This is a genomic window from Agrobacterium sp. ST15.13.015 (assembly GCF_027871645.1).
In the GTDB taxonomy this organism is placed as follows: Bacteria; Pseudomonadota; Alphaproteobacteria; order Rhizobiales; family Rhizobiaceae; genus Agrobacterium; species Agrobacterium leguminum.
Genome location: NZ_JAQAHF010000004.1, coordinates 65,148 through 79,756, shown reverse-complemented (window position 1 = coordinate 79,756; position 14,609 = coordinate 65,148). Strand labels below are relative to the sequence as shown.

15 protein-coding genes are annotated in these 14,609 nt (G+C 60.5%); 3 read left to right on the top strand and 12 right to left on the bottom strand.

Going from position 1 to position 14,609, the window contains the following annotated elements:
* Positions 1–1,134: an alpha-hydroxy acid oxidase gene (locus tag PIB16_RS07625; RefSeq protein WP_271045342.1), complete on the top strand. Its 1,134-nt coding sequence runs from the start codon at positions 1–3 to the stop codon at positions 1,132–1,134.
* 204 nt (positions 1,135–1,338) lie between these two features.
* On the opposite strand, the gene PIB16_RS07620 is transcribed toward PIB16_RS07625, so the two are convergent.
* Together PIB16_RS07620 and PIB16_RS07615 are read right to left on the bottom strand one after the other, a co-directional pair.
* Entirely contained in the window at positions 1,339–1,683 is a 345-nt protein-coding gene (locus PIB16_RS07620; RefSeq protein WP_065655045.1) for a DMT family transporter, read from the bottom strand.
* The gene (locus PIB16_RS07615) at positions 1,680–2,264 is read right to left on the bottom strand and encodes a TetR/AcrR family transcriptional regulator (RefSeq protein ID WP_271045341.1); all 585 of its coding nucleotides are present in this window, start codon (positions 2,262–2,264) and stop codon (positions 1,680–1,682) included. Before PIB16_RS07615 ends, PIB16_RS07620 begins: the two co-directional genes overlap by 4 nt.
* A gap of 189 nt (positions 2,265–2,453) precedes the next feature.
* Here PIB16_RS07615 and PIB16_RS07610 point away from each other — a divergent pair, with 189 nt between their 5' ends.
* The gene (locus PIB16_RS07610) at positions 2,454–3,746 is read left to right on the top strand and encodes a D-alanyl-D-alanine carboxypeptidase family protein (protein WP_271045486.1); all 1,293 of its coding nucleotides are present in this window, start codon (positions 2,454–2,456) and stop codon (positions 3,744–3,746) included.
* 3 nt (positions 3,747–3,749) lie between these two features.
* Here the strand turns inward: PIB16_RS07610 and PIB16_RS07605 are convergent, their stop codons facing one another.
* From PIB16_RS07605 to PIB16_RS07565, 9 genes are all read right to left on the bottom strand, one after another.
* Positions 3,750–4,493: a metallophosphoesterase family protein gene (locus PIB16_RS07605; RefSeq protein ID WP_271045340.1), complete on the bottom strand. Its 744-nt coding sequence runs from the start codon at positions 4,491–4,493 to the stop codon at positions 3,750–3,752.
* A gap of 5 nt (positions 4,494–4,498) precedes the next feature.
* Positions 4,499–4,855, bottom strand: coding sequence for a hydroxyisourate hydrolase (uraH, locus tag PIB16_RS07600; RefSeq protein ID WP_271045339.1), 357 nt, complete (start codon positions 4,853–4,855; stop codon positions 4,499–4,501).
* Positions 4,852–5,352 carry an ureidoglycolate lyase gene (locus PIB16_RS07595; RefSeq protein WP_078051730.1) on the bottom strand — a complete coding sequence of 167 codons (501 nt, stop codon included), beginning with the start codon at positions 5,350–5,352 and terminating at the stop codon, positions 4,852–4,854. Before PIB16_RS07595 ends, uraH begins: the two co-directional genes overlap by 4 nt.
* A gap of 3 nt (positions 5,353–5,355) precedes the next feature.
* Complete coding sequence (locus PIB16_RS07590) at positions 5,356–5,718, bottom strand: HepT-like ribonuclease domain-containing protein (RefSeq protein WP_271045338.1); 363 nt, start codon at positions 5,716–5,718, stop codon at positions 5,356–5,358.
* The gene (locus PIB16_RS07585) at positions 5,715–6,008 is read right to left on the bottom strand and encodes a nucleotidyltransferase family protein (RefSeq protein WP_271045337.1); all 294 of its coding nucleotides are present in this window, start codon (positions 6,006–6,008) and stop codon (positions 5,715–5,717) included. The genes PIB16_RS07590 and PIB16_RS07585 overlap by 4 nt, the downstream gene beginning before the upstream one ends.
* 53 nt (positions 6,009–6,061) lie before the next feature.
* On the bottom strand, positions 6,062–6,559 hold the full coding sequence (gene uraD / locus PIB16_RS07580) for a 2-oxo-4-hydroxy-4-carboxy-5-ureidoimidazoline decarboxylase (protein ID WP_271045336.1): 498 nt from the start codon (positions 6,557–6,559) through the stop codon (positions 6,062–6,064).
* Positions 6,559–7,482 carry an allantoinase PuuE gene (puuE, locus tag PIB16_RS07575; protein ID WP_271045485.1) on the bottom strand — a complete coding sequence of 308 codons (924 nt, stop codon included), beginning with the start codon at positions 7,480–7,482 and terminating at the stop codon, positions 6,559–6,561. The genes uraD and puuE overlap by 1 nt, the downstream gene beginning before the upstream one ends.
* 204 nt (positions 7,483–7,686) lie before the next feature.
* On the bottom strand, positions 7,687–8,394 hold the full coding sequence (locus tag PIB16_RS07570; protein ID WP_271045335.1) for a DUF1045 domain-containing protein: 708 nt from the start codon (positions 8,392–8,394) through the stop codon (positions 7,687–7,689).
* A 96-nt stretch (positions 8,395–8,490) separates the two neighbouring features.
* Positions 8,491–9,699, bottom strand: a complete 1,209-nt coding sequence (locus PIB16_RS07565) for an NAD(P)/FAD-dependent oxidoreductase (protein ID WP_271045334.1) — start codon at positions 9,697–9,699, stop codon at positions 8,491–8,493.
* On the opposite strand from PIB16_RS07565, the gene mnmD reads away from it, so the two are divergent.
* Positions 9,698–10,453, top strand: a complete 756-nt coding sequence (mnmD, locus tag PIB16_RS07560) for a tRNA (5-methylaminomethyl-2-thiouridine)(34)-methyltransferase MnmD (protein ID WP_271045333.1) — start codon at positions 9,698–9,700, stop codon at positions 10,451–10,453. The genes PIB16_RS07565 and mnmD overlap by 2 nt on opposite strands.
* Before the next feature lie 31 nt (positions 10,454–10,484).
* Here mnmD and PIB16_RS07555 read toward each other — a convergent pair whose 3' ends face one another.
* The gene (locus PIB16_RS07555) at positions 10,485–14,156 is read right to left on the bottom strand and encodes a response regulator (RefSeq protein WP_271045332.1); all 3,672 of its coding nucleotides are present in this window, start codon (positions 14,154–14,156) and stop codon (positions 10,485–10,487) included.
* Between the last annotated feature and the right edge of the window lie 453 nt (positions 14,157–14,609).

The following is a 14,609-nucleotide window of genomic DNA, read 5'->3' as shown; positions in this document are numbered from 1 at the left end:
ATGGGCAAAATCCTCACCATAGCGGACCTGAAGCAACAGGCTCAGCGCCGTGTGCCAAAAATGTTTTTCGACTACGCCGATAGCGGCGCATGGACGGAAGGCACCTACCGCGCCAATGAGGATGATTTTTCCAAGATAAAGCTGCGCCAGCGCGTGCTGGTGGATATGACCGATCGGTCGCTTGCCACAGAAATGGTCGGCGAGAAGGTTTCGATGCCGGTAGCCCTCTCCCCCACCGGACTGACGGGCATGCAGCACGCCGATGGCGAGATGCTGGCCGCAAAAGCGGCGGAAGAATTCGGCGTGCCCTTCACGCTTTCCACTATGAGCATCTGCTCCATCGAGGATGTCGCCTCTGTCACCTCGAAACCCTTCTGGTTCCAGCTTTACGTGATGAAGGACCGGGATTTCGTCAACAATCTCATCGACCGCGCCAAGGCCGCCGGCTGCTCGGCGCTGGTGCTGACACTCGACCTGCAAATTCTCGGCCAGCGCCACAAGGATTTGCGCAACGGCCTCTCCGCACCGCCGAAATTCACCCCGAAACATATCTGGCAGATGGCGACCCGGCCGAAATGGTGCATGGACATGGCCCGCACCAAGCGCCGCAGCTTCGGCAATATCGTCGGCCACGCCAAAAACGTCTCCGACCTGTCATCGCTCTCCTCCTGGACGGCGGAGCAATTCGATCCGCGCCTGTCGTGGAAGGATGTCGAATGGATCAAGCAACGTTGGGGCGGCAAGCTTATCCTCAAGGGCATCCTTGATGAGGAAGATGCCCGCGCCTCGCTCGATACCGGCGCCGACGCCATCATCGTCTCCAACCATGGCGGCCGCCAGCTCGACGGTGCGCACTCCTCCATCGCCATGCTGCCGAAGATCGTCGATGCAGTTGGTGACAAGGTCGAGGTGCATATGGATGGCGGCATCCGCTCCGGTCAAGACGTGCTGAAGGCCGTGGCGCTCGGCGCCAAAGGCACCTATATCGGCCGCCCCTTCCTCTATGGTCTCGGTGCCGATGGCAAACAGGGTGTGACGACGGCGCTGGAGATCATCCGCAAGGAGATGGATATCAGCATGGCGCTTTGCGGCAAAAGGCTGATTACGGATGTGGATCGCAGCATTCTGGCGTGATATCAGAAGGGCAGAACTTCCGGCATGGCAACGAGAGCTCGCAGACCTCTCTACCGTCATGCCGGACTAGATCCGGCATCCAGCCGCGGCGCGTCTGCGCCGCGAAAGAGTCTCTCGCGATCAAAGACTTGATCGCGCTGGATCCCGGCTCAAGGCCGGGATGACGGCGGTCGGTATCGCCTTCGCGCTAGACCACCCAGCCCCTCAATGCCCCACCGTCTTCGAAAACACATTCACAATCACCACCCCCGTCACGATAAACCCGAGGCCGACAACGGCGGCGATATCCAGCGCCTGGCGGAACACGAAATAGCCGATGCCGGAAATCAGCACGATGCCGAGCCCGCTCCATATTGCATAGGCCACGCCGACCGGCAGCGCCCGCAGCGTGAACGACAGCAGATAAAAGGCCGCGCCGTAAAACAGCGCCATCAGCACCGTTGGCAACAGCCTGGTGAACTGCTGCGACTGCTGCAGAAAGGAAGTTGCGATGACCTCACAGACGATGGCCGCGACAAGCGCCCCATAGGTCAAAACAGCCGCGTTCATCGTTCCACTTCCTTTTTCGTCTGGGCGATCATCCGGGCCCTCAGAGCCGCCCTGTCGCCACCCGCTTTGCCATCGTCGGCCAGTAGATCGGCAAACCAGATGCCGTCAGCCGCAAGCCGCACCATCTCCAGTACCACCCCGTCATCCGTTTCTTTATGACGGGCAAGACGTCCCTCAATCCAGCTGTTCCACATGCGCCGAAGCGACGGTTCACCGACCATGGAAACCGAGATCGCTGCCCATTGCCTGCCCGAATCCCTGCCCCGATCCGAGAAAACCGCGTTCACATAGGCCCTTGTGAAGCTCCCAAAAGCTTCACAATCCTGTGAGACGAGATCGTCAATCTCAGCGTCCAGAGCCGCCAGAAGGTCAGTCATCACCGCTTCCAGGAGCGCCTGCTTGGAGGGAAAATGATGAAACAACCCGCCCTTCGTCACCCCGGCCGCATCGGCCACCGCCTGCACGGAAAGCGCCGCAACACCCTGCTCCGCAGCGAGTTTCGCCGCGCAATCGAGAAGATTGCGGCGAACGATTTCAGGCTGCTTTTTCCGCTCATGTGCATTTTTCATATTTATAAACATACCGGACGGTTGGTTTCTTTGCAAGGAAATTGTGAGGCCTTCCGCCGGCTTGAAATTCATACTTAATTAAGCATGAAAGCGATCTCTAAAGTTTTAGCGGTTTTGTTGCCGGAAAGTGTCAGTAAAACTTCGCTCATCGCGGCGGACGAACAAAAGGGGTGGATTATGTCGGGAACGATCAAACGGGGAATGGCGGGCGCATGGGTCTTCGCACTCGCCTTCTTTTGCGCGATCCTCTCATTGCAGGCATCGCCTGCGCAGGCCGGTTACGCCCATTTCATCATGGACGCCAATACCGGCAAGGTTCTGGCCGCCCGCAATGCCGATGTGCTGAACCACCCGGCCTCGCTCACCAAGATGATGACGCTTTACATGACCTTCGAGGCGCTGCATTCCGGCCGGCTTCGCTGGGACCAGAAGATAAAGATGTCCAAGAACGGCGCAGCCACCATCCCCTCGAAGCTTTATGTGCGCCAGGGGCAGACCTTCACCGTGCGCGAGGCGGTCTACGGCATGATCGTCAAATCCGCCAACGACATGGCGGAAGGCATGGGCGATCATCTCGGCGGCTCCGAGGCAAGGTTCGCCGAGATGATGACCCGCAAGGCCCGCCAGCTCGGCATGACGAAAACGGTGTTCCGCAACGCCTCCGGCCTGCCCAGCAAATCGCAGGTGACGACGGCGCGCGACATGGCGAAACTCGGCCTGGCGCTGCAGCGCGACTTTCCCAAGGAATATGGTCTCTTCGCCATGGAATCCTTCAGCTTCCGGGGAAAACGCATTCGCGGCCATAATAATCTGATGTATCGCTATCAGGGCATGGACGGCATCAAGACCGGCTATACCAACGCTTCCGGCTTCAATCTCGTCAGCGCCGTCAATCACAATGGTCGCCGCGTCGTCGGCGTCGTGCTGGGCGGCAAGACCGCGCGCAGCCGCGATGCGCAGATGGCCGCCCTTCTGGACAAGGCCGTGCCGCAGGCATCGCGAAGCCGCAACACCGAACAGCTCGTCGCCAGCGCCAATGTCAGCCGCACCTTTGCTGTGACGCCCGCCACCGCGCCCACCGCCTCCGTACCCCCCGCATCTGTACCATTGCCGATGTTCGCCGAGCGCCGCCAGGATCCGGTCGCCATACAGATCGCCACGGCGAATAACCAGATGGCCGACATGATGCAGGTTTCGGCCATCCCGCGGCCGGCTCCCGCTGCCGTCTCCGCCGGTCAGAGAAGCCGCTGGGAAGTGCAGATCGCCGCCACCGACAGCGAAGCCGCCGCCCGCTCGCTGCTCGCCAATGCCCGCTCCAACATCGCCGGAAATTATGCCGGGATCGCTCCCTACACAGAAGCCGTGCAAAGCGGATCGGCAACCCTCTATCGCGCCCGTTTCACCGGCTTCGAAGACCAGTCTTCGGCGGTTTCCGCCTGCAAGGAACTGAAGGCGCAATCTTATTCCTGCGTGGTGATGACCAGCGAGGGGTGAGGATCAGCGCTTGAGCCAGCCACCGGCCAAGGCTTCGGAGAGATGCGACATGCCGTTGACCTTCGCCATCTCGGCCATGGCCATATTGTCGTAACGGATGTTGCGGAAATAGACCTGCCAGCCGCGCCCGGTCTCTTCCAGCACGGCATAGGTGGCAAGCGGATGACCGGCCTCAACGTGATGGTCGAAAGGCGTGTCGTCCTTCCAGCCGGGGCAGCCGACGCTGCCGGGATTGACGATCAGCCGGCCGTCGGAAAGCTGCACGGTGCGGGGAATATGAGTATGGCCACACAGCATCAGCGGCTGGGTGATGCCTTCCGCCATGGCTTCGATTTCGGCCAGCGGCCGCAATTTCAGAACGCCTTCCGGCGACAGCGTTTCCAGCCAATATTCCAGATCGTCACGCGGCGAACCATGGCAGCAATAAGCGACATCCTTGAACACCATGCTGAACGGCAGGGTTTGCAGCCAGTCCAGATGGGCGGCGCTCAGCTGCGCATGCGCCGGCCTCTCCCAGCTCCCCATCTCCTCCGGGGCACGGTCGATCAGTTCCCGGTCATGATTGCCGCGAATGCTGGGAATCCAGTTGCCAACAAGCACATCGCCGGTAAACCCCGCTTCCAGCGGGCCGCTGAAACAATCGCCGAGATTGACGATGTCCTTGATGCCAAGCCTCGCGATATCCTCCAGCACGGCTTCAAGCGCGGCGCAGTTTCCATGAATATCGGCAATCGCGGCAAAGATCATGGCAATCAGCTTCCTCGATAGGTGGAATAGCTATAGGGCGAAAGCAGAAGCGGCACATGGTAATGGCCGCTCTCATCGGCAATGCCGAAACGGATCGGGATAATATCGAGAAAGGCCGGCTCCGGCAGCACAACACCCTTGCCGCGCAGATAATCGCCAGCATGGAAAACCAGCTCATATTCCCCGGCCCTGAAACTGTCGCCGACGAGCAGAGGCCCGCCATCGACACGGCCGTCGCTATTGGTCTTCACTGTCTTCAGCTTCTCGCGGCGATCGCCGGAGAGCCGGTAGAGCTCGATCGTCAGTCCTTCTGCGGGCGTGCCATGGGCGGCATCGAGGACATGGGTGGTCAAACCGGTCATGGCTTGGGCTCCGCGATCATATAGGGCTTGTCGAAAAAATACTCTTCCAGATTGTTACCCGGCCCATCACGGTCGGCCACCAGAAAATCCGAAACCGCCTGCAACGGCATAAGCGGATAGTGCCAGACATTGCGGCGGTAATTCACGCCCTGATCGCCCCGCGCCAGAAACACCTGCGGCCGGCCGGGCCGGCCGCCATCGTCATCGGCGACGACCACGAGGAAGGGCCGGCCGGAAAGCGGCGAAAAACTCTGGCTGCCAAGCGGATGCCGTTCCATCATCTCGATTTGATGCGGAAAGGCCCGCGGCTGCCCGCGGAAAATATTGAGGATGACACGCGCACCCTCCCCCGCCGCCTCCGGAGCTGCGAGCGCATGGTGCCGCTCGGTCTGGCCGCCATTGATATGCCGCATGGAAGAGGGTGTCGTTTCGATCACATCGCCGAAGGATGCGAAAGCCTCTTTGGTGAGAGGTTTTATGTCGAGAAAATCAGTCAAATGTCATTCACCTTGGGCATGCCAGTTTCGCAGAAGAGAGAGTTTGTCCAGAAGGTCCGGTATCGCCGTCTGTGTCGTATCCCAGACCGTTTCAAGATTGATGCTCATATAGCCATGCGCGATCCTGTTTCGCATGCCGCGCATCTTGACCCACGGAATATCGGGAAAATCCGCCACGAAAGCGGGAAACTCTTCCATTATTCGCGCGGTCGTTTCGCCGATAATCAGAAGGTTCATCGCTACCGCCCGTTGGCGGACGAGATCAGCCAAAAATTCATCCTTCGTTTTCAGTCGAACGAAGTCGATGGTTTCCGAAGCAACCTGCCTGATATCCTGAAGATAAACCTGCAGCCGCTCGACGCTCATACAGGCTTCGCTTCCTGCAGAACCTTCACACGGACGCGCTCGGGAAAGTCCCCTGGCGTCAGCAGATGAATGTCTGTGCCGCGCATGATGGCCGATAGCTCTTCCAACAGGCCGCCGAGATCGAACAATGTCGTACCCGGCAGCGCATCCACCAGAATGTCGAGATCGCTGTCCGGCCGGTCCTCGCCGCGGGCGACGGAGCCGAACACGCGCGGGTTTGCCGCGTTGAAGCGTTTCGTCGCTTCGCGGATCGCTTCCCTGTTCTTTTCCAGCACCTCGGAAGGTCTCATGGTATCAATCTCCAGACGGCGTGATTCTAGCAGAACGGCCACCACTCGCCAATTCAGCCTTCCGGCAACATCGCGGAAAGGCGCAGCCTGGCGATCTTCTCCACCTGCGCCGTCGCCGTCTCAAATTCTTCGGCTGCACCGTTGCCGATGCGCGTCTCGAAGGCAGCTAGAATATCATGCCTGTTCAGCCCCTTGACCGCGATGATGAAAGGAAAGCCGAATTTTTCGGTATAGGCGCCGTTCAACGCGGTAAAACGAGCGTGCTCTTCCGGAGTTAGCCGGTCCAGCCCCGCACCGGCCTGTTCGTTGCGGCTGTCGGCCGTCAACTCGCCCGCAATCGCCAGCTTGCCGGCAAGATCGGGATGCGCCCGCAACACGCCGAGCCTTTCCGCCTCGGAAGCGGCGCGAAACTGCGCGCTAAGCGCGGCGTGAACCGCCTTCGCCGTCAGTTCCAGGCCGGCTCCGCAAGCATCATAGGCCCGTTCGGCGATGAAAGGCGAATGTTCGAACACGCCGCCGAAACGGGTGACAAAGTCCTCACGCGTCACCATCAAAACACCTCCGGCTTATGATGTTCATGCCAGTGACGGGCAATCTCGATGCGCTGCGGGATCCACACTTTCTCATGCCCGAGCACATATTCGATGAAACGGCGAAGTGCCGCCGCGCGGCCGGGGCGGCCGACAAGACGGCAATGCAGGCCAACGCTCATCATCTTCGGCGCGCCCTCGACGCCTTCCTGATAAAGCACATCGAAAGCATCCTTCAGATAGGTGAAGAACTGGTCGCCTGAATTGAAGCCCTGCGGCGTGGCGAAACGCATATCGTTGGTTTCGAGCGTATAGGGAATGATCAGGAACGGCTCGTCCTTCGCACCCTTCACCCAATAGGGCAAATCGTCGGCATAGGAATCCGAAGAATAGAGAAAACCGCCCTCTTCCATGACAAGGCGCAGCGTATTGTCCGAAGGCTTGCCCTGATACATGCCGTAAGGACGCTCGCCGGTAACCTCCGTGTGCAGACGCACGGCTTCGACTATATGCTTGCGCTCTTCTTCTTCGGAAAAATCCTTATATTCCAGCCAGCGGTAACCGTGGCTTGCGATTTCCCAGCCCGCTTCCTTCATCGCCGCGACGGCTTCCGGGTTGCGGGCCATGGCGGCGGTCACGCCATAAACGGTGGTGGTGACGCCAAGACTGGTGAACATGCGCCACAGCCGCCAGAAGCCGGCGCGCGAGCCATATTCATAGATCGATTCCATGTTCAGGTTGCGCTGGCCGGGCCAGGGCTGGGCGCCGACGATTTCCGACAGCAGCGATTCCGAAGCCTTGTCATTGTCGAGAATGCAGCTCTCGCCGCCCTCCTCGTAATTGATGACGAATTGCACGGCGATGCGCGCGCCGCCCGGCCATTTCGGATCGGGAACATTGCGGCCATAGCCCACCAGATTGCGGGAGTAGTTTTCGGAAATCATGCAGCCACCCAGAACATCTCTCCCAAGGCGGAAACCGATTTCGGGAGACATAAAACAGATCTCCGAAGCGCGATGACCCGGAAGGGGCGCAACACACACTTCAGATATGCGATATCCGAACGGTAGCATCCGCATCCGGAATGTCGAGATCAATCTTGCCGACATTCCGATGCTTTTTTGTATACGATTACTCCGGCGCGCTCTTCAGGCTATCTTTCGGGCGGAAACACGGCCCATGGGGTGAAGCGAGTGTACCCGGAAAGGCGCACCCGGTTCATCCTCGATGAAAAGCGCAAGGCTGGAAAACTGCAGGGATCGGGTCAGCAGCGGCTCGAAAACCTTGCGCACGGCCCGCTCTATCCTCTGGCTGCTGGAAGCTTCCACACCGCCCGTCAGGGACATCTGGAACCGGAACTCATCCATCACATGTGGGCTGCCCCAGCGATGCAGATTGGTGAGCTGCGAGGCCGAAAGCCGGTCCGGATCCGCCCGCTCGATTTCCGCGTCGGAGAGCGGCGCCCGGTAACGGTCGAACTCCTGCACCACGCGGGCGGCAAAGAAATGCAGCACTTCGCAGGGGCGCTCGGGAACGAGGCTGAAGACATTCTCCTGCCTTGCTATCACCAGTTGCGGCAGCGTGAAGGGCTCCTGCCTGCCGGAAAAATACATCAGGTCACGCAGAAGTGCCGCCTCGGAATGGCCTTCCGCAAGACGGAAGGGGGCCTTGATCGTGCCATGGAAACCGTAACGGCGCGGCAGGGCCGTATGGTAGGAAATCTCCTGCATGCCGAGATCGATCATGCCCGGCGGCTCCACCGCCTGACCGGAATAGGCATCGCGCCCCAACCACGCGGCAGCCGCCTGCGTCAGGGGGTCATTGGGGGAAGGCGTGAAATGAATGGCGTATCGCATGCACTGTCACCTCGCCGCAAATGCGGACAAACCGGCCTCGTTGCAGGCCAGCAAATAAGTGATTTGCGTGACAGATTAACGACGTGGGCGGCCTGATCAGAACTTTCTAAAGTCCGCAGCGGCAATACTCAAGTGTTGTTGAAGGCGAAAGCCCGAGGGGATGACAGGCGTGTGACCGCACACGGTCTGCAACGCCGCATCGGCGAGAAAATGCGCGAGCCCGAAGCTGACCTTGAAGCCGCCGGTCAGCGCAACGAGCTTCGGATGACCGGGGATCGTGCCCACCATCGGGTCCCTCCCCACCGCCTTCGGGCGCAGCCCGGCCCAGCGTTCCAGCACCGGCGCGCGGATGAGCGAGGGAACAACGGCAGACGCATCGGCAAGCAGTTTTTCGAGCTTTTCATCCGTACTGAAAGGATCGGAAAAACAATCTTCGCTGGTACTGCCGATCGCGACCGTGCCATCCTCATGCGGTACGATATAAAGACCGTTCAGGAACACGACCGGCATCGCCGGATCGGCCGCCGCGTCGAGAAGTGCTGCCTGCCCCTTCACCGCCTGCCCCAGCGTCACACCGGCCTCCAGGCCGATCGCATCGCGGATCAGGGGGAAGGAATCATGACCGTTGGCGACGATGACATGGCCGAAAGAAACCGCGTCGCCCGACGTCAGCACCGCCCGCCCGGCATCCGCGTCGAGCGAAATGACGCGGCAACCTTCCGCCAGCCGCACATGCCGCGCCTTACCGAGAAAAGCCGAAAGAAGGGTGATCATCGCACGTGGCGAAACCCGCGCCGCCAGCGTATCGAACACGAAACCCGCCTCACCCGCCGCATCATCCACCCAGCCCGCGACCGAAGGCCTGTCGCCGACATGCCAATGGAACCGGCGCTCGCCCGACACCCAGTTCTCCAGCGCATCCCGTTCGTGCCGTTCGGCAATGGCGCGCAGATGCTGCTTCGGCAGCGGAATGATACGGCCGGAGCGACGGTAGCCGGCGGAAAGCCCGGTCTCCGCCTCCAGCACGGCAATCTCTTTTTCCAGCGCAATGAGCGCATCGAACTGGAATTGTTTCTTGTCCGACCAGCGGTCCGGCATATGCGGCATTAACGCGCCCAGCAGCCCGCCGCTGGCGCCGCCGCCGGGGCGATCCGCCTCCACTAGCAATGTATCGATGCCGAGCCGCTCCGCCTTGACGGCGGCCCACAGCCCCATGATGCCGCCGCCGACGATGAGAAGCGGCACGGAAGCCGGCAATCTTGGAGATTGACCCTGTTCGAAAGCGGGATTATCGGCTTTAGCCATGAAACATTCCAACGAAAATATCACAGAGACCGGCGCGGCGGCCGGTTCACCGGCCGGGGAAACCCCCACCGCGCTCGACTGGCGTGACGGGGATATGCCCTATTCACTGGCCTTTGACGACCATTTTTATTGCCAGACGGATGGCCGGCTGGAATGCGGCCATGTCTTCCTCTCCGGAAACGGCCTGCCAGAGCGTTGGCTCGAACAGGAGGGCCCCTTCCGCATCGGCGAACTAGGCTTCGGCACCGGGCTTAACCTCTGCGAGACATGGCGCCAGTGGAAAGAGATGCGCAACGGCCGCTCCACACTGCATTTCATCTCCTTCGAACTCTACCCGATGAAGGCGGAGGAAATCGACCGGGCGCTTTCCCGCTGGCCGGAAGTGGATGCCGAACGCAAGGCGCTCACCGCCCTCTGGCCCGCCGAGCCGAAAGGACGGGTCGAAATCCAGCTCGATGACGAAACGCGCCTGACGGTGGTCTGTGGCGAAGCGCTCGCCGGCATTTCCGCAAGCGAGGAAAGTTTCGACGCCTGGTTTCTCGATGGCTTCGCACCCGCGCGCAATCCGGACATGTGGTCGCTGGAAATCATGCAGGCGCTTTTCGCAAAGACGGCGCCTGGCGGCACATTCGCCACCTATGCCGCCGCCGGCTTCGTTCGCCGCAACCTCATCGCCGCCGGTTTTGAGCTGGAGCGCCGGAAAGGTTTTGCCGGAAAGCGGGAAATGCTCTGCGGGACCAAACCGTTCGGCTGACGCGAAGCACAGCGATGTTTCGGTCGAAAAGTCACACGCCCGGCACGTCGCGGCGCGGCATGTTTTCGCCCAGCCATTGCGCGATCTTGTCTTCGAGCGTTTCCGGGCTGATGGGCTTCGACAGATAATCATCCATGCCCGCCTCCAGGCATAGTTCCCGATCCGCCTCCTGCGTATGGGCGGTAACGCCGATGATCGGCACATGCCGGCCGTCGGCGGCGGTCCGTTCCGCGGCGCGGATGGCCTGCGTCGCCTGATGTCCGTTCATGACCGGCATCGAAACATCCATCAGGATGATGGCGGGATTGTTCTCCTGCCACGCCTGCACGGCCTTCTTGCCATTGCCGACGATCAGAAAGCGCAGACCCGCCTGCTGCAATATCTGGGTGAAGACAATCTGATTGACGTCATTGTCCTCGGCCACCAGCACATCGACAAGGCTCGGCCGATGCCGCGCCAGCACCGCCGTCGATGCGGCATCGCGCTGCTTTCTTTCGGCGGAGCCTCTTTCCGGCAGGACGGCGCCATCACCCAGACCGTCACGCGGGGCCGGAGTTTGCCGGGCGCGTTTCAGCCGCACATCGCGCACCACATCGAAGAGGGTGGAGCGCAGGAGCCGCGCCCGCGCCGGCTTCATCAGATGCGCCTGCACATTGAGATCGGTAAACAGCGTCTCGTCGCCGACGACATCCATGGAGGTCAGGAAAACAATGGCGATGTCGTCAAAGCGCGCATCCGCCCGGATCCGCTCCACCACATCCAGCCCGTTCATGACAGGCATATGATAATCGAGAACGATGGCGTCGATGGAAAAACCGAGCGACGCCGCCTCCTCAAGCACGGCGATGCCGGAAGGCCCATCCTCCACCGCGTGGCCATCTATGCCCCAACTGCGCAACTGCTCCGTCAATATGCGGCGATTGACGTCGTTATCGTCGATGACGAGAACGCGGATATCTTCGATCGCCACGGAAAGAAGCGGGAGGTCGCGCTGTCTCTCGGTCACCTGAAACGGAATATTGACCTCGAAGGTCGATCCCCTGCCGACATCGCTGACGACCTTGATCGTGCCGTCGAACAGGCCGACGAGACCGACCGTGATCGCCAGCCCCAGCCCCGTTCCCTCGTGCCGACGCGTGGCGGAACCGTCGACCTGGCTGAACTTGTCGAAGATGGTTTCGAGCTTGTCGGCCGGAATGCCGATGCCGCTGTCTTCGACGCGCAGTGACAGGATGGCCTCGGAGGCTTCCGCCGAACGCGCCGAAAGCTCGACCAGCACATGCCCCATTTCGGTGAACTTGACGGCGTTTCCAACGATATTGGTGACGATCTGCCGAAAGCGGCCGGCATCGCCGATGACCTTGCCGAAGACAGAAGCATCGATCCGAACGATCAGCTCTATGTCCTTTTCCAGCGCCGCCGAGGACAGCAGCGACACCACATCCTCGACCGCCTCCGCCGGATCGAAGGGCACGCTGCGCAGCCTCATCTGCCCGGCCTCGATCTTCGAGAAATCGAGAATGTCGTTGATGATCGTCAGAAGCGCATTGCCGGATTTGACGATGATATCGGTAAAGGTCTTCTGGCGCGTATCGAGATTGGACTTGGCCAGAAGCTCCGCCATGCCGAGAACGCCGTTCATCGGCGTGCGGATTTCATGGCTCATATTGGCCAGGAATTCCGATTTGGCCCGATCCGCCGCTTCAGCACGCGATAGCAGCCGCTGCAATTCCTCTTCACGCAGCTTCATCTCGGTCACATCGGTGACGATGATGAGCCAGTAATTGCCGGAACTGTTGGTGGCCTCCAGATTGAGCCAGCTTTTGCCGGCGACATGGATGAGCCAGGAAAACGGCCGGTTGGCGGCGATATTCTCCCTCCAGGCGCGCAGCGTCTCCGCAGCCTCCCCGGCCGTGCCGAAATCGCCGCGCCCGGCGCAATGGGCGAAGAAACCAGACCAGTTGCAGCCCTTTTCCAGAAGATGCGGCGGCACGTCGAACATGCGCGCCATCGCCTCGTTGGACATGATGATCGTGCCCTGCTCGACCAGCACCAGCCCCTGCGCCATGGCGCGCGTGGCGCCCTGCATATATTCGCCGACCCGCTCCAGTTCGGCCTTCGCCTTGCTGATCTCAACATCGCGCATGCGCACATCGGTGACGTCGGCATAGGTGCTGAGGATTTTCCCGCCTTCGAGCCGGGTTTTCGAAATCACCGTGACCTTGCCGCTTTTGCTGCGCACCTCGCGGGGCGCAAAGACCTCCTCCTTCAGAAGCCGCTGCACCCGCTCGCCATAGACCTCATCGAAAGGCCTGTCGCCATAGTCATAAAGGCCGCTGTCGAAATTCATCTCCATGAATTCGCGATAACTTTTGCCGACAAGCGACTTCTCGCCGCCGATCTCGCCCCAGACCTCATAAAAGAACGGATTGACATATTCGATGACGAGATCGGCGCTGAGCAGCAGCACGCCCACCGGCAGGGCATGCAGAACCGCTTCAAGCTGGCGGTGCAGCGCCTCAGCCTCGGCCTGCGCGGCAATCAGCGCCTTTTCCCGGTCCTGCAACAGGCTGGCATCGGTGACCGAGCCCACCAGATAATAGTCGTCATCCGGCGTCGCGACCCGGCCGAGCCTTGTGATGACGGGAATGGCGCCGCCATCCGCAAGCGGAACGCTTCCGGTCTTTTCAATGGCTTCCCCGGTTCGCAGAATATGCTCGTTTTCCCGCTGGAACTGCGGGCCTTCCTCCGGAAACATCTCGCATTCGGTCTTGCCGATATGGTCGGCGAGGCTGCCGCCCAGAAATTTCTCATAGGCCGCATTGGCAAAGGTCAGCCGCCTGTCCTGATCCCGCAGGAACACGCCGACCGGCAATTGCTCAAGCGCGGCGCGCAGAAGCCAGGTCTCGCGGATCTGCGTGCTCAGAAGCGTCTCATGCGCCTTGAACTCGGTGACATCCACCCGCAGTCCCACCAGCATGCCGTTTTCCAGCCGCTTGTTGACCATGCGCACCCAGCGGCCATCGGCAAACTGCTCCACCCTTTCGAGATAGGGCAGGGAAAAATCCCGCAGTTGCTCCTGCATCCACCCTTCGAACGCCGGATCGCCGGCCTTCGCATCGCGGTAGCCGCTCGAAAAATAAATCGCCCTCATCAGCATCTCGAGCGGGACGCCGGCCTTCAGGTCGACACCGAGCGCGCTGTAGAATTCCCTGAAGCGGGTATTGCAGTAGACCAGCCGGTTTTCGCGGTCATAAATCACGATACCCGCATCGACGAGATCGATCACGCCGCTGCCGAACAGCAGCTCCGAAGCGCTGTCGGCTTGCGGAAAAACCTCCACGGCGGCGGACGGCATATCCTCGAACGCTTCGAACAGGAACAGATTGCCGTCGTCACCGGTGAAACGTTCGCAGCGAAGCGTGTATGGCCCGGACGCGCCCCCACCATGGCAGGCAATCATCTCATCCGTGGCGAAGACCAGCGAGCGGCGCTCCCTGTCCTCACGCTCGGCATCGCGAATATCGGCGGAAAGGGAAAGGCTGGTGTGTCCCTTGAATGCCCCGGGCAGGCGCCCCATGATCCGGGCATAGGCGGAATTGACCGCGATATAGCGAAGTTCGCTGTCCTTGATGCACGCGGGCAGGTCCAGGGCGGCAACGGCCCTGCAAGCCTTTTCCAGCAACCCGCAGCCTTCGGTCAATCGATACTCCACACCTTGCAGTCCATTCCTGTCGAATCAAATATTTCCGGACGCCATCGCAAAAAACGTTATGTGAGAAAATCGATCTTTGCTATGTATCCGACGGTGTCGTTACCCTTTTTTAACCATAATTCTTCGCTGGCGCCCGCGCCGTCCCGGCAATCGCCGGCTACCCCACGCATGGCTGCCATGCGCCCTCCAGCGGCGGCATTACAAAACTATCGCTTGACTTTGACGCGCAAAACGCCCACATGGCCCTCAAGCTTTCACCTTCGGCAGCCGCGTGAGCTGCAGCGTATGACCGGAAAGACGTCCTTAAAATAAGGAATCTGGCCCGCATGAAGGAAAAAGCGCAAAGAATACAGAAGACGGCATGTGCCGCACTGATGCGCAGAAAGTTATTCCAACCCACAAGTTCCCAATTCACGCGGGGTTCTTGACGCCGAAACCGCC

What these genes read in the sequence shown, in the direction of transcription:
- PIB16_RS07620 (WP_065655045.1), bottom strand. Translation starts at nt 1,683, where the DNA reads ATGAACGCGGCTGTTTTGACCTATGGGGCGCTTGTCGCGGCCATCGTC.
- uraD (WP_271045336.1), bottom strand. Translation starts at nt 6,559, where the DNA reads ATGGTGACGCGTGAGGACTTTGTCACCCGTTTCGGCGGCGTGTTCGAA.
- mnmD (WP_271045333.1), top strand. Translation starts at nt 9,698, where the DNA reads ATGAAACATTCCAACGAAAATATCACAGAGACCGGCGCGGCGGCCGGT.
- PIB16_RS07605 (WP_271045340.1), bottom strand. Translation starts at nt 4,493, where the DNA reads ATGATCTTTGCCGCGATTGCCGATATTCATGGAAACTGCGCCGCGCTT.
- PIB16_RS07565 (WP_271045334.1), bottom strand. Translation starts at nt 9,699, where the DNA reads ATGGCTAAAGCCGATAATCCCGCTTTCGAACAGGGTCAATCTCCAAGA.
- PIB16_RS07610 (WP_271045486.1), top strand. Translation starts at nt 2,454, where the DNA reads ATGGCGGGCGCATGGGTCTTCGCACTCGCCTTCTTTTGCGCGATCCTC.
- puuE (WP_271045485.1), bottom strand. Translation starts at nt 7,482, where the DNA reads ATGATTTCCGAAAACTACTCCCGCAATCTGGTGGGCTATGGCCGCAAT.
- uraH (WP_271045339.1), bottom strand. Translation starts at nt 4,855, where the DNA reads ATGACCGGTTTGACCACCCATGTCCTCGATGCCGCCCATGGCACGCCC.
- PIB16_RS07585 (WP_271045337.1), bottom strand. Translation starts at nt 6,008, where the DNA reads ATGAGACCTTCCGAGGTGCTGGAAAAGAACAGGGAAGCGATCCGCGAA.
- PIB16_RS07625 (WP_271045342.1), top strand. Translation starts at nt 1, where the DNA reads ATGGGCAAAATCCTCACCATAGCGGACCTGAAGCAACAGGCTCAGCGC.
- PIB16_RS07570 (WP_271045335.1), bottom strand. Translation starts at nt 8,394, where the DNA reads ATGCGATACGCCATTCATTTCACGCCTTCCCCCAATGACCCCCTGACG.
- PIB16_RS07590 (WP_271045338.1), bottom strand. Translation starts at nt 5,718, where the DNA reads ATGAGCGTCGAGCGGCTGCAGGTTTATCTTCAGGATATCAGGCAGGTT.
- PIB16_RS07615 (WP_271045341.1), bottom strand. Translation starts at nt 2,264, where the DNA reads ATGTTTATAAATATGAAAAATGCACATGAGCGGAAAAAGCAGCCTGAA.